We start from the raw sequence: 13,551 nt of genomic DNA, 5'->3' as shown, positions 1-13,551 counted from the left end.
GCTTATTTCTTCAGTTCGAGCAGGCTGTCGATGTTGTCCATCATCTGGCTCTTCTGCTGGATCGGCGCGAGCTTGAAAAACATCTGCTGCAGCATCTCGATCATCTGCAGGTATTCCATCTTGCCCACGGCGGCCATGTCGTTTTTCGCGCGACTGCCCGGCGCACAGGCAAACTTCAGCGCTTGCTGGACCCAGAACTCTTTCGGCGCCTGCCATTGGTTGGCAACTTTCAGATGACGCATGGTGTAGGCGAGACGCTCGATGGACTGGCCATTGATAAAACGCACCTTGCCCGTAGAGCATTGGGCTTCGAGGTTATAGACGTCGATCATCGGTTTGCCCGGCTCTTCATAAACCAGAGTTACCGCGACCATGGTTGCGCCTTTGGTTTTCTGCGAAGGCACCACCGACGTCGCATCGGCGACGTACATGATGTTTTTCTGGGGCACGCCGTTGCCGTAGATAATCCACCAGTCGCCAATCGGATCGGGCTCTTCGGCCATGGCCGAACTGGAGGCGGCCAATAGCGCAGCCGACAAGAAGATCAACTCCTTGAGCTTGAAAAAAGTGGTCATGGGCAGTTCCGTTCCTTGGGCGCAAGTTGCCAGGCAACAAGGCTGTTATTGTTCAGGCGGCGATTTTGCGAGCCGGAACAACCAAGGGCAATTAGCACGGATGGGCTAATGGCGCGCAGCCATTGCGGGTCAGGTGCCGCGTGGTTTCGCCCGCGCCGTGGCTTCGGCGACCAAGGGATCGTCCGGCCAATAGTGCTTCGGATAGCGCCCCTTGAGATCCTTCTTCACCTCGGCATAGGTGCTGCGCCAGAAGTTGGCCAGGTCCTGCGTGACCTGCACCGGCCGCCGCGCCGGCGAGAGCAGATGCAGCTTGACCACTTGCCGGCCACCGGCAATCCGTGGCGTATCGGCCAGACCAAACAGCTCTTGCAAACGCACCGCGAGAATCGGTGGATGTTCGCTGTAATCCAGACGAATCGATGACCCCGACGGCACGCTCAAATGATGCGGCGCCAGTTCGTCGAGCTTCTGCGGCAGCGGCCACGGCAGCAGATTACGCACGATGCTCGACAGGTCGAGGCTGGCGAAATGGCTGAGCCGCGAGACCTTGCCCAGATACGGCATCAGCCAGTCTTCCAGGGTATTCAACAATGCCGCATCGCTGACATCCGGCCATTGGCTGTCGTCCTGAGTGTTCAGATCGAGCTGACGCAACAGCGCCACCCGCGCCTGCCACTGGCGCAGTTCCGGCGTCCACGGCAACAGCTCAAGACCCTTGCGCCGCACCAGACTGACCAGCGCCTGACTGCGCGCGTTTTCATCCAGACCGGGCAACGGTTCGCGGCTGAGAATCAGCTCGCCGACCTTACGCTGGCGCTCGGCACGCAGCACGCCTTCGCGTTCATCCCAATCGAGTTGATCGACGCTGCGCACTTGCTCGGCGAGCACCGAATCGAACAGCGCCGGATCGAAATCCGCCGCCAGATAGATGCGTTCTTCGCGCTGGCCCTGACGGCTGCCGAGGTCGGCAATAACAATCCACTCGTGCTTCATCAGGCTATCGGCCTCAGCGAACAGCGCCGCGCGACCGTTGGCCAAACGGTATTCGGCCCCGCCGGCACGCCGTTGCTGGGCGACGCGATCCGGGTAGGCCAGCGCCAACAACGCGCCGAGCCAGCGCGGATGATCGGGATCGTTTACCGGTTCGCTCGGCTTGCCACGCAGGTAACCGCGATACTGCCGAGCCAATTGCCGGGCGCGTTGCACCCCGCCCTGCGCACCACGGCCGGCACGTTCTTCGCCGGAAAGCAGGACCAACCGGCTGTGCAGATCCGCACCAGCGCCGCGCAGGATATCGCGCTCGCCGAGCAGCGCCGCCACATCGCAGGCCATTGCCGCCAGCCCCAGCGCCTGACCGCGCAACAGCAAATGCGCGATGCGCGGATGCGCCGGCAGTTCGGCCATGGCCTGGCCGTGGGCCGTCAGCGTGTCGCCGTGCAAGGCGCCGAGGCGTTGCAGCAGATCCTGCGCTTGGGCATACGCGGCGGCGGGTGGCACGTCGAGCCAGACCAGTTCGCCCGGGGTCACGCCCCAGCGCCCCAGTTGCAAAGCGAGGCTGGCCAGATCCGCCGAGAGAATTTCCGCGCTGCCATAGGCTGCCAATTGTTCGTGCTGATCCTGCGACCACAGGCGATAGCACACGCCCGGCTCCAGTCGCCCGGCGCGGCCGGCACGCTGGGTGGCGCTGGCCTTGGAGATGCGTTGGGTGTCGAGGCGGGTCATGCCGCTGCCCGGGTCGAAGCGCGGCACCCGCGCCAATCCGGCATCGATGACCACGCGTACGCCGTTGATGGTCAGGCTGGTCTCGGCAATGTTGGTTGCCAGCACCACTTTGCGCTGACCGGGCGGCGCCGGGTCGATTGCCGCGCGTTGCGCATTGAGGTCGAGTTCGCCGTGCAACGGGCACAGCAGAACGTCTTTGCGCTCGCCGATTGCGTCGACCAGTTGCTGATTTACGCGACGGATCTCCGCCTGTCCCGGCAGGAACACCAACAGGCTGCCGGTCTCGTCGTGCAGCGCTTCGAGTACGGTTTGGGTAACGCGCTGGTCGATGTATTCACCCGGTTGGAACGGCCGGCCCCAGCGCATCGTCACCGGGTACATGCGCCCTTCACTGCGCAGGATCGGCGCGTCATCGAGCAAGCCGGCCAGGCGCTCGCCTTCGAGGGTGGCCGACATCAGCAGAATCTTCAGCGGCTGTTCAGCGCGAAACAGCTCGCGACCGTTCAGACTGAGGGCCAGCGCCAGATCGGCGTCGAGACTGCGTTCATGAAATTCGTCGAAGATCAGCAGGCCCACACCCTCCAGCGCCGGGTCGTCCTGCAAGCGCCGGGTGAGAATGCCTTCGGTGACCACTTCGATACGCGTCTTCGGGCCAACCTTGCTGTCGAGGCGGATGCGATAGCCGACGGTTTCACCGACCTGCTCGCCGAGCTCGCTGGCCAAACGCTCCGCCGCCGCCCGCGCAGCCAAGCGCCGTGGTTCGAGCATGACGATGGTCTGCCCGGCCAGCCAGGCTTCGTTGAGCAAGGCCAAAGGCACGCGGGTGGTTTTACCGGCGCCGGGCGGTGCTTCGAGCACGGCTTCGTGGCGTGACGCGAGGGCTTCACGCAGGGCGGGTAAAACATCGTCGATCGGCAAAGAAATCATGCTGGCTCCCAAACAGAGGGCCGAGTATAACGGCGAACTGCCGGGCGTTCGTCAGGGTCTTAACTTCACAAGACGAAGCTTCGTTATTTGATGACTCAGGAGACATTTCCATGCGCTTACCCTCTCGCCTGATCGGCGGTGTTCTGGTTGCCACTCTGCTCACGCAACTGTCGGCGTGCGGTTCGATTTTCTACCCGGACCGGCGTGGCCAGATCGACGGCAAGATCGACCCGGCGATTGCCGTGCTCGATGCCGTCGGCCTGCTGTTCTACATCATTCCCGGGCTGATCGCGTTTGCCGTCGACTTCGCCACCGGGGCGATCTATTTCGAACCGGGCCACACCGCGCAGATCGATCCGGCCAAGCTCAAGCAAGCCATCGGCCCCGACGGTCAGGTCGACAATCACAAGTTGCAGGCGATTCTCGAGAGCGAGCTGGGCCGAGATTTTCCTCTGGATGATCCGCGCCTGATCCAGCACAAGGGCAGCACTCAGCAACTGGCGATGTTCGGCCTGCAACCGGCTGCTTGAATAAGGACGTTCAATGACCTCCAGCCCTGAACACGCCCGCCTGCTGCGGCTGGCGACCCGCGCCTCGGTGGCGGTCGCCTGCACGCTGATCGTCGCCAAGGCGATTGCCTGGTGGCTCAGCGGATCGGTGAGCATGCTCGCCGGCCTCACTGACTCGGCGCTGGATGGCGTCACTTCAATGCTCAATCTGCTGGCAGTGCATTACGCCTTGCGCCCGGCGGATGATGATCACCGTTATGGCCACGGCAAAGCCGAATCGCTGGCGGGCATGGCCCAGGCGTTGTTCATCGGTGGCAGCGCGGTGCTGATCGCGTTTCAGGCCTACCAACGCTTGCAGACGCCGGAACCGCTTGGCGCACCGTGGCTGAGCATCGGTGTGATCGTGTTTTCCCTGCTGCTGACGGCGGCGCTGCTGATGTTGCAGCACCGGGTGATCAAGCAGACCGGCTCCAACGCCGTGCGTGCCGACTCGCTGCATTACCGTTCGGACCTGCTGCTCAACGGCAGCATCCTGATCGCGCTGGTGTTGGCCGCGATGGGTTTTGCGCAACTGGATGCGTGGTTCGGGCTGGGGATCGCCGTGTACATTTTCTGGAGTGCGATTCAGATCGCCCGGGAAAGTTTTTCGGTGTTGATGGACGAGGAACTGCCGACCGATGTCAGCCAGCACATGCTCGAACTGGCATGCAGCGTCCCCGGCGTACTGGGTGCGCACGACCTGCGCACGCGGATCTCGGGCAATCACTGGTTTGTGCAATTGCACTTGGAACTGCCGGGCGAACTGACCCTGTCAGTCGCCCATGGCATCAGCGACCAAGCGGCGGCGGCGATTCACAAGGCCTATCCGAAGGCCGAAGTGCTGGTGCACGCTGACCCACAGGAAGTAGTGCTCGCCGCCCGCACTCAGTAATTGACCTGATAACCGCGACTGCTCAGGCAGTTGCCCTGCGCCTGGCGATAGGCCTGAACCACTTCGGGTGCCGGTTGATAGGTCGCGGCGCGCGGGTCGAAACCGCTTTGCTGCACCGCGTACTGAGAGCACTGGTAACCGTCCTGCTGCACTTGCTGCGGCGACTGGCCGTTGGCCGGATAGGCTTCGACGTCATAGCCCTGAGCTTGCGGTTGCGACGGTTGCTGCAGCGGCGGCTCGACCACCACGTAATCCTGCGTCGCCTCTTGATAGGCGTAATAGGAACCGGCGGCGAGGAACAGCAGCGAGCCGCCGATCCACACTTCACGGGCGTAATCCGGCAAATACTGGATGCGGATCCCGCGCGGTGGTTGCACGACGATGTAGCGCGGGCCTTGCGGGCGATACCAGTAGCCGCCGGAATAGAAGTAATCCTGACCGCGATACGGCACGCGGTAATCACGATCCGGGAAACGATCGATCACATGGCCCGGACGATACTGCGGGCCAGGACCCCAGCCATTGCCATGACCGTTCGGCCGTCCCGGCCAGCGGTTGTCATCGGGACGCGGCTGCGTCTGCCATTGCTGATTGTGGTAACCGTTCTGCGGGCGCTCGTCGCGGTAGTAACCCTGACGCGGTTCCTGGGTCTGGCGCACGGCGTCGGGTCGCGGCTGGATCGGCAGGTTGTTGCCCGGCTGGCGAGGCGGTTGCGGACGCTCATCGGCACGGTTGCGGTTCTGCCATTGACCGTCATTGTTATGCGGCTGGCCGTTGTGCTCGAACTGACGGCTGTTGTCGCCACGGATGATCCCGTCGTTCTGCGGCCCGTTGCCCGGCCCACGATTCTGCGGCTCATCGGCCAGCGCTTGCGCACTGACACCCACACACAGCAAACCAACACCGGCCAGACGCCAGATGCGCGAATTCATGCCTTTCCTCACTGCGGGAGCCTGTCGTTGGCAGGGCTTGTTGCTGAGACTCGAAACAGCCCCACCGGGTTCTGCAACAGGTTATCAGTCGCGCGACTTATTTATTGAGGCGCCAAGATGAAATCGCAGGCAAGAAAAAAGGGAGACCCGTCGGCCTCCCTTCTGAGAACTTCGTCCTGGCTCGACGCTTTTGACGTCGGCTCACCTCACGCCGTCTTCTGGACAGTGTGCAGCTCGGGGGCCGGCACATCCCCGGTGGGGGTGGCGGCCGCGGCGGGCCTGATTGGGCGGGCCGCGTGGACTGTGTTACCGAGCAGTGATTCTGGTGATAAGAATAGGCCTGAAGCCGCGACAGAGGATTGCGAAAATTGCTCAATTAAACACTGCTTGCGCAATTTTTAACCCTGGATAGATAATCCGCCGCAATAGTTACGACCAAGGACAGATTGATGAGCAAACTCGACCGGTATGACCTGAGTATTTTGGCGGAATTGCAGCGCGACGCCCGTATCTCCAACCAGGAACTGGCCGAACGCATCGGTCTGTCGCCCTCGCCTTGCTCGCGCCGGGTCAAGCAGCTGGAAGACGATGGCTATATCTCGCGCCAGGTGGCGCTGCTCGATCGCAAGATGCTCGGCTTGAGCCTGACCGCGTATGTGCTGATCGGCATGGACCGGCACACGCCGGAACGCTTCGAGAATTTCGAAGCGGCGATCCGCACATTGCCGCAAGTGCTGGAGTGCAGTCTGGTGACCGGAGTGGATGCTGACTACCAGTTGAAAGTGGTGGTGCCGGATATGGATCACTATCAGAAATTACTGCTGGGGCATCTGACCCGGATCGAGGGGGTCACCAGCGTGCGGTCGAGTTTTGTGCTGAATCAGGTGCTCAACAGCACCGAACTGCCGCTGACTCATTTGCGTAGCTGATATCGCTTTCGCGAGCAGGCTCGCTCCCACAGGGGAATGCATTTCAACCTGTGGGAGCGAGCCTGCTCGCGAAGGGGCCGGCACAGGCGACGCAGATCAATGCCACTCCACCGACCATGGCGTATACTCGCCGCCGCCCTTTCAGCCCTGTCCGCGCCGGAGATCGCCAATGGATCCAGCACTGTTCGAAGAGTGGATGATGACCGGTCTAGTCAGCATCCTGATCATTTTCATGGGTTTCATCGTCTGGGATCTGGCGAAGAAGTCCAAGGCCGGGCGGTTCGGCTCGTTCATTCTGTTTTTCGTGCTGGGCCTGGGCGTAGCCGCGTTCATCATCAAGAGTGTGGTGATCGGCCTGATCGAATCCGGCGCCTTATAAGCGCGCCGGCACTTCCCGCCACTGGCCCTGATCCAGCCCTTCAATCGTCCAGTCACCAATCCTGACTCGCACCAGACGCAACGTCGGTAATCCGACCGCTGCCGTCATGCGCCGCACCTGACGGTTGCGCCCTTCGCGAATCACCAATTCCAGCCACGAGGTCGGTATGGTCGCGCGAAAGCGTACCGGCGGATTGCGCGGCCATAACTGCGGCTCAGCCAGTTGCCGCGCTTCGGCGGGCAGGGTCATGCCGTCATTCAACTCGACGCCATCGCGCAGGCGCTGCAACTGCTCGGCCGTCGGCTCGCCCTCCACCTGCACCCAATAAGTCTTCGCCAGTTTGTGTTTCGGATCGGCGATGCGCGCCTGCAACTGGCCGTCGTTGGTCAGCAGCAACAAACCTTCGCTGTCGCGATCCAGACGTCCGGCCGGGTAAATCCCCGGCACATCGATGTAATCCTTGAGTGTCGCCCGCCCTTCACCGTCGCTGAATTGCGTCAGCACATCGAAGGGTTTGTTGAACAGGATCAGTTTCGGCTCGGCCGGTGGTGCCTTGGCAACACGGCGCGGGGCAGAAGAATGAGGCTTCACGCCGGGACGGCGGGAAGGTGGACGCGGGGGACGGGACATAAGAGACAGAACATTTAGCGATCAGGGCTGACAATGCTAGTGCCCCGACCGCCAAATGACCACGACTAACCGTTAACGGAACGGCGGCTCGTCGAAGCTGCGCAACTTGCGCGAGTGCAGCGAGTTGAGTTCGGTACGCAGCAGATCCACCGCTTCGATGCCGATTTTCAAATGCTGGCTGACCGCACGCTCATAGAAGGCGTTGGCCGAGCCAGGCAGTTTGATTTCGCTGTGCAGCGGCTTGTCCGAAACGCAGAGCAACGTGCCGTAAGGCACACGCAGGCGATAACCTTGCGCTGCAATCGTGCCGCTTTCCATATCCACCGCAACCGCGCGGGACAGGTTGATCAGCGGCCGTTCCTGAGCCCAGCGCAGTTCCCAGTTACGGTCGTCGTAGGTCAGAACCGTGCCGGTGCGCAGGCGTTTCTTCAGGTCGTCGCCCTTCTCGCCGGTGACATTCGCCGCCGCCTGCTGCAGAGCAAGCTGCACTTCGGCCAGTGCCGGGATCGGAATATTCGGCGGCACCACACGATCAAGAATGCCGTCGCGACGCATGTAAGCGTGGGCCAGCACGTAATCGCCGATGGTCTGCGACTGACGCAGGCCGCCGCAGTGGCCGATCATCAGCCAGCAATGCGGGCGCAGCACGGCCAGGTGATCGGTGATGTTCTTGGCGTTGGACGGGCCGACACCGATGTTGACCAGCGTCACGCCGTGGCCATCGCTGGCGATCAGGTGATAGGCCGGCATCTGGTAACGGTGCCAGACCACACCGGCGGCAATCGCCGAGGCTTCGCCGTGGTCCATGCTCTTCTCGATGATCACGTTGCCCGGCAGGACCATGCGCACGAAACGCGGGTCGCGGCGCAACTGCTCCAGACCATGAACGATGAACTGATCGACGTAGCGATGATAGTTGGTCAGCAGAATCCACGGCTGCACATGGCGCCAGTCACTGCCGGTGTAATGCACCAGCCGGCGCAGCGAGAAATCCACGCGCGCGGCGTCGAACAGCGCCAGTGGCAGCGGATCGGTGTTTTCCCAGTCGTAGAGGCCGTCGGCAATACCATCGGTGGCGGCGGACAGATCGGTGCTCGGGAACACCCGCGCCAGCACCGCTGCAGTGACGCCGGAACCGGCCAGTTCATCGCCCTGCTCGACCACATACGGATACGGAATGTTCTGCTGGCTGACGCCGACTTCGACGGTCACGGTGAAGTCGTGCATCAACGGCGTCAGTTGTTCGAGCAGGTATTTGCGAAACGCCGCCGGGTGGGTGACGGTGACGCTGTAAGTACCGGGCAACTGCACCTTGGCGTAAGCGCGGGTGGTCTGCGGCACTTCGCCCTGGCAGTGGTAGGTCAGACGCAGTTCGGGATAACGAAACAGGGCACGCTGTTCGGCGTCGGGCTCGACGCGGTCCTTGAGGTAACGCTTGAGGGCAGAATTCAGCGCAGTGGTGGCCCGCTCATGCAGCTCGGCCAGACGATCCACGGCTTGTTCGGCGGTTTGAACGACAATAAACGCTTCGGTCACGATCAGCTTCCTGTGTTCTGACTTGCAGAGCTTCATCTTGCCTGCATCGTGGACGCACGGGAACAGTGGCGTTGTGGCGATACTTAAATCTGCAGACCAATGATGTCCCCTGTGGGAGCGAGCCTGCTCGCGAATGCGGTGGATCATCCAATAAAGATGTCGACTGACACACCGCTTTCGCGAGCAGGCTCGCTCCCACAGGGGGAGATTTGAGGTGGGTCAGAAAAGCGGTGGAGTCGAGCGGGCGACGATCGCTTCGACGTCCAGCCCACGCGGCAACGCGCCGTAGACCCGACCGCCACCGCTCAGACGGCTGGCAATGAAGGCATCGCTGACCACGGAATTCCCAGCCTCCAGCAACAGTTTGGCCTGCAACCCAAGGGCGATGTCTTCGGTCAACTGCCGCGCCCGATACTGAATGTCACTGGTGTCCTTGAACTGCGCCTGCAACTGCTGGATATGTGCGGCGAGACGCTTGTCGCCATGGCCATCGCCCAATTCGCTGAACAGCACATCCAACACACCCGGCTCCTTCGACAACGCGCGCAGCACATCCAGACATTGCACATTCCCCGAACCTTCCCACGTCGAGTTCACCGGCGCTTCGCGGTACAGGCGCGGCAGGATGCTGTCCTCGACGTATCCAGCACCGCCCATGCATTCGGCGGCTTCGTTGATCATTCCTGGCGCGCGCTTGCAGATCCAGTATTTGCCCACTGCCGTCACCAGCCGCGCGAACTGCGCTTCGTGGCGATCATTCAGATGGTCCAGCGCCTTGCCCATGCGCAGACTCAGCGCCAACGCCGCTTCGCTCTCCAGCGCCAGATCGGCGAGTACGTTTTGCATCAGCGGCTGCTCGCTGAGCAGTTTGCCGCCGACCTTGCGGTGCGCGCAGTGATGGCTGGCCTGGGTCAGCGCCTGGCGCATCAGCGAGCTGGAGCCGACCATGCAATCGAAACGGGTCATCGCCACCATCTCGATAATGGTCGGCACGCCGCGTCCTTCTTCGCCGATCATCCATGCCAGTGCGCCACGAAATTCCACTTCGCTGGAGGCGTTGGACTGGTTGCCGAGTTTGTTTTTCAGACGCTGGATGTAGAACTGATTGCGCGTGTCGTCCGGACGATGGCGCGGCAGCAGGAAGCAACTCAAGCCCTTGTCGGTTTGCGCCAATGTCAGGAAGGCGTCGCACATCGGCGCCGAACAGAACCACTTGTGCCCGACCAGTTCATAGGCCTGACCCGGGCCGCTGGCGCCGACCGGGTAAGCCTTGGTGGTGTTGGCGCGGACATCGGTGCCGCCCTGCTTCTCGGTCATCGCCATGCCGATGGTCACGCCGGCCTTGTGCGCCATGCCGACGTTGCGCGGATCGTAGTCGGTGGCGAGGACTTTCGGCAGCCACTGCTCAGCCAGCTCCGGCTGCAAGCGCAGGGCCGGCACGCTGGCGAAGGTCATGGTCAGCGGGCAACCACTGCCGGCCTCGGCCTGGCTGTGCAGATAGGTCATCGAAGCGCGGGCGACATGCGCGCCGTCCTGCGGGTGTGCCCAAGGCAGCGAGGTCAGGCCATGTTCGATCGCCGTGCGCATGAGCTCATGGTAAGCCGGGTGAAACTCGACCAGATCGATGCGATGGCCGTAGCGATCATGGCTGGCAAACACCGGTTTGTTCTGGTTGGCGAGAAACCCCGCCTCCATCAGCGGCCCACCCGCGAGTGCGCCATAGGCATCGATGCGCGACTCGGCCCAACCGGCGCCAAAACGCCGCGACCACTCCTGCAGCGGCAGGTCGATGCGGTACAGGTTGGCGCCGTCCAGCGACGGCGGCTGATTGGTGACTTCGTGGGTTTCGGCGAACTGATGCAGGTTCATGACGGCGCTCCGTGTTCAGCAATGGCACCAGTTAAGCACTGGTGCTTTTTTGAACAAAGTGTCATAGCCGCCGTTTTTGCGGCGCTTTTACCCCATCAGCAACTCAGCACGCGGCGCTGCAACGCAGCCTGCAGATCCTCGAATTTCACTGGTTTGTGCAGATAGTCGATAGGCGCGCCCGGGGCGCATTGCTCGCGGTCAGCGCTCAGCGCCAGCATGAACACCGGCAGGTTTGCACAGCCTGGCAATGCATGGATCTGGCAGCACAGCGATGCGCCGTCGTGGTTGGGCAACTGGCAATCGATCAGCACTGCATCGAAGCTTTCCCGTTGCAGGCAGTCCAGCGCGGCGGCGCCGTTATCCGCGCTGCGCACGCGGAAACCGAGCTTGAGCAACATGCCGCGCATCACCAATTGATTGACGCTGTTGTCGTCCACCAGCAGCACTGTGCAGTCCTGCGGCGCACGAATGCAATCGCGAGGCGGCTGATCCGCAGGCGCTTCGATCACCGGCAGTTCGAATTCGACATCGAGCTGGAAGCGGCTGCCGCGTCCCGGCTCGGAGCGATGGGTGAGTTTGCCGCCGAGCAATTCGACCAGTTGCCGACAGATCGCCAGACCAACACCGAGACCGCCGTATTCGCGAGTCATCGAACCGTCGAGCTGGAAGAAACGCTGATACAGGGTCGCCTCACCCAGGTCAGTGAAACCGATACCGGTGTCGATCACCGCAAACGACAGCGCCATGCGCTCATCCGCCGACGGCCGCCCGGTGACGCGCAGCGCCAACCCGCCGACGCGGGTGAACTTGATCGCATTGTCCAGCAGGCATTCCAGGCACTGCGCCAGTTTCGCGCTGTCCCCGAGCAAGCGATCCGGCAAGGTCGGCAGCACCTCGACTTTGAAGTCCAGCGACTTGCTCGCCGCATTACCTTCGAACTGCACGCGCAACGCCTCGACCACTGCGCGCAGGCTGAAACTGCCCGGCGTCGCCTTGAGCTTGCCGGCCTGCAATTCAGTGAGCGTGAGGATGCCATTGACCATGCGCATCATGTCGCGGGCGGAACCGGCGGCGGTCTGTTGATATTGCTCAAGCTCGGGATCGAGGTCGACGGTCTGCATCAGCTCCAGCGAACCGATCACGCCGTTCATCGGCGTGCGCAGTTCGTGGGTCAGCGTCGCGAGGAATTCATCCTTGAGCTTGTTGCTGTGGGCCAGTTGCTGGTTGAGCACTTCGAGTTTCTGCCCGGCGTCGAACAAGGTCTGCGCCTGTTGTTCGCGCATGGCGTTGATGCGATCGGCCAGCGCCAGCGACAGCAGCGCCACCTCGATCGCCGAGCCGATCTGGCTGGCGTACATGGTCAGGAACACGTTGGGCAGCAGGCCCAGCACCATCAGCGTATTGACGATGCCGCCGAGCAGGAACGCCGACCAGGCGATGATGAAGTAACGCGCCACGCGCAAGCCGCGCCACCAGGCAAGAATCCCGGCGGCGAAGATCACCACGGCGAAGGTCAGCGCCAGTGTGGTCGCCAGGCGCAGGGCCAGGGCGTAACTGGTCATCAGCGACAGGCCGATCACCAGCGCACTGAAGGCAATCAGGCCGATCAGCAAGCGATCCAGCCAGGGGCTGTGGGTCTTGGTCTGCAGGAAACTGCGGGCGAACTGGCTGCCGAACAGCCCGGCGCAACCGATGAAGAATGGCGTCGCGGCGTTGGCCCACCATGGGTTGTCCGGCCAGAAATACTCAACCGCCGCGCCGTTCACCGACAATTGATAGAGGCCGAACGAGCCGATATAGAAGATGTAATAGAGGTAGCTGGTATCGCGCACGCTCAGGTAGATGAACAGGTTGTAGACCAGCATCCCCAACAGCACGCCATAAATGATGCCGAGCACATACAGGCGCACCGGTTGGTCTTCGAGGTACGCGGTGCTCGACCACAACGTCACCGGCGCCTGGATCGAGCCTTCGCTGGCCAATCGCAGGTACAGCGTCTGCTGTTGATGCGGTTTGAACGGCAAGTCGAACAGGTAATTGTTCTGGCGGATCTCGCGACTGGCGAAGGGCAAGGCATCGCCGGTCTGGCGCACCAGTCGGTATGCACCGGTGGCATCAGGCAAGTAAAGATCGAGGTGATCGAGTGGCGGATACGCCAGTTCCAGTAGCCAGGTGCGCTGGGCGGCCGGGTTGCTCGGGCGGTAATGCAGGTCGATCTTCAGCCAGAACGCCGAACGCGAGTAACCGGCGTTGAGCGTGGCTTTGTCGTGAGCTTTGAACTGGCCGGCGGCGTCTTGCGCACGGACGTCGGCAATCGTCGCCTGACCGCTCGGGTCTTCGAACACTTGCAGCGATCGGCCCAGTGGCAGGCTCTGGGTGAATTCGTCGAATTCGACGGCGCTCGCCATAAGGGGCAAGCAGAACAGCAACATCAGCAAATAGCGCATTGAAGCCCCAGCGTGGCTCGTCCGGTTGTGTCAGGAAGCCCCCCATTCCCTTTGAGTAGACGTAAAACCGGTATTACCTGTGATTGTTTGGATCCAGCCTAGCATAGCCGTTGATGGCCATTGAGCACCATGGAAATTTTTCCTACAACGGCTCTAGAACGGGCG

At 62.1% G+C, this 13,551-nt stretch carries 11 protein-coding genes; 4 read left to right on the top strand and 7 right to left on the bottom strand.

Features of this window, described 5'->3' with window-relative positions:
• Positions 1–2 precede the first annotated feature (2 nt).
• On the bottom strand, positions 3–575 hold the full coding sequence (locus D8U61_RS24835; RefSeq protein ID WP_130927846.1) for a hypothetical protein: 573 nt from the start codon (positions 573–575) through the stop codon (positions 3–5).
• Positions 576–704: 129 nt separating this feature from the next.
• Entirely contained in the window at positions 705–3,224 is a 2,520-nt protein-coding gene (gene hrpB, locus D8U61_RS24830) for an ATP-dependent helicase HrpB (RefSeq protein WP_130927845.1), read from the bottom strand.
• Positions 3,225–3,334: 110 nt separating this feature from the next.
• On the opposite strand from hrpB, the gene D8U61_RS24825 reads away from it, so the two are divergent.
• Together D8U61_RS24825 and D8U61_RS24820 are read left to right on the top strand one after the other, a co-directional pair.
• Positions 3,335–3,754, top strand: coding sequence for a hypothetical protein (locus D8U61_RS24825; protein ID WP_016773056.1), 420 nt, complete (start codon positions 3,335–3,337; stop codon positions 3,752–3,754).
• Positions 3,755–3,767: 13 nt separating this feature from the next.
• On the top strand, positions 3,768–4,664 hold the full coding sequence (locus D8U61_RS24820) for a cation diffusion facilitator family transporter (RefSeq protein ID WP_110602883.1): 897 nt from the start codon (positions 3,768–3,770) through the stop codon (positions 4,662–4,664).
• On the opposite strand, the gene D8U61_RS24815 is transcribed toward D8U61_RS24820, so the two are convergent.
• Complete coding sequence (locus D8U61_RS24815; RefSeq protein WP_130927844.1) at positions 4,658–5,596, bottom strand: DUF6515 family protein; 939 nt, start codon at positions 5,594–5,596, stop codon at positions 4,658–4,660. The genes D8U61_RS24820 and D8U61_RS24815 overlap by 7 nt on opposite strands.
• A 449-nt stretch (positions 5,597–6,045) precedes the next feature.
• On the opposite strand from D8U61_RS24815, the gene D8U61_RS24810 reads away from it, so the two are divergent.
• Together D8U61_RS24810 and D8U61_RS24805 are read left to right on the top strand one after the other, a co-directional pair.
• On the top strand, positions 6,046–6,525 hold the full coding sequence (locus D8U61_RS24810; RefSeq protein ID WP_007909658.1) for an Lrp/AsnC family transcriptional regulator: 480 nt from the start codon (positions 6,046–6,048) through the stop codon (positions 6,523–6,525).
• 169 nt (positions 6,526–6,694) lie between these two features.
• Positions 6,695–6,904, top strand: coding sequence for a DUF2788 domain-containing protein (locus D8U61_RS24805; protein ID WP_016773053.1), 210 nt, complete (start codon positions 6,695–6,697; stop codon positions 6,902–6,904).
• Here D8U61_RS24805 and D8U61_RS24800 read toward each other — a convergent pair.
• The 4 genes from D8U61_RS24800 to D8U61_RS24785 form a co-directional block, all read right to left on the bottom strand.
• Positions 6,899–7,534 carry a pseudouridine synthase gene (locus tag D8U61_RS24800; protein ID WP_130927843.1) on the bottom strand — a complete coding sequence of 212 codons (636 nt, stop codon included), beginning with the start codon at positions 7,532–7,534 and terminating at the stop codon, positions 6,899–6,901. The genes D8U61_RS24805 and D8U61_RS24800 overlap by 6 nt on opposite strands.
• Positions 7,535–7,606: 72 nt before the next feature.
• A complete protein-coding gene (amn, locus tag D8U61_RS24795; RefSeq protein WP_016773051.1) occupies positions 7,607–9,106 on the bottom strand; it encodes an AMP nucleosidase in 1,500 nt (499 codons plus the stop codon).
• A gap of 183 nt (positions 9,107–9,289) precedes the next feature.
• Complete coding sequence (locus tag D8U61_RS24790) at positions 9,290–10,939, bottom strand: acyl-CoA dehydrogenase family protein (RefSeq protein WP_130927842.1); 1,650 nt, start codon at positions 10,937–10,939, stop codon at positions 9,290–9,292.
• A gap of 95 nt (positions 10,940–11,034) precedes the next feature.
• Positions 11,035–13,386, bottom strand: a complete 2,352-nt coding sequence (locus tag D8U61_RS24785; RefSeq protein ID WP_130927841.1) for a hybrid sensor histidine kinase/response regulator — start codon at positions 13,384–13,386, stop codon at positions 11,035–11,037.
• Positions 13,387–13,551: the final 165 nt, after the last annotated feature.

The sequence above is a fragment of the Pseudomonas sp. Sample_14 genome, assembly GCF_004307515.1.
Classification (GTDB): domain Bacteria; phylum Pseudomonadota; class Gammaproteobacteria; order Pseudomonadales; family Pseudomonadaceae; genus Aquipseudomonas; species Aquipseudomonas atacamensis.
The sequence above is the reverse complement of the archived record's forward strand: the minus strand, read 5'-3'. Positions and strand labels throughout refer to the sequence as shown.

Coding starts and splice junctions, on each gene's coding strand:
- D8U61_RS24815 (WP_130927844.1), bottom strand. CDS start 5,596: ATGAATTCGCGCATCTGGCGTCTGGCCGGTGTTGGTTTGCTGTGTGTG.
- D8U61_RS24835 (WP_130927846.1), bottom strand. CDS start 575: ATGACCACTTTTTTCAAGCTCAAGGAGTTGATCTTCTTGTCGGCTGCG.
- D8U61_RS24800 (WP_130927843.1), bottom strand. CDS start 7,534: ATGTCCCGTCCCCCGCGTCCACCTTCCCGCCGTCCCGGCGTGAAGCCT.
- hrpB (WP_130927845.1), bottom strand. CDS start 3,224: ATGATTTCTTTGCCGATCGACGATGTTTTACCCGCCCTGCGTGAAGCC.
- D8U61_RS24785 (WP_130927841.1), bottom strand. CDS start 13,386: ATGCGCTATTTGCTGATGTTGCTGTTCTGCTTGCCCCTTATGGCGAGC.
- D8U61_RS24805 (WP_016773053.1), top strand. CDS start 6,695: ATGGATCCAGCACTGTTCGAAGAGTGGATGATGACCGGTCTAGTCAGC.
- D8U61_RS24810 (WP_007909658.1), top strand. CDS start 6,046: ATGAGCAAACTCGACCGGTATGACCTGAGTATTTTGGCGGAATTGCAG.
- D8U61_RS24820 (WP_110602883.1), top strand. CDS start 3,768: ATGACCTCCAGCCCTGAACACGCCCGCCTGCTGCGGCTGGCGACCCGC.
- amn (WP_016773051.1), bottom strand. CDS start 9,106: ATGAAGCTCTGCAAGTCAGAACACAGGAAGCTGATCGTGACCGAAGCG.
- D8U61_RS24825 (WP_016773056.1), top strand. CDS start 3,335: ATGCGCTTACCCTCTCGCCTGATCGGCGGTGTTCTGGTTGCCACTCTG.
- D8U61_RS24790 (WP_130927842.1), bottom strand. CDS start 10,939: ATGAACCTGCATCAGTTCGCCGAAACCCACGAAGTCACCAATCAGCCG.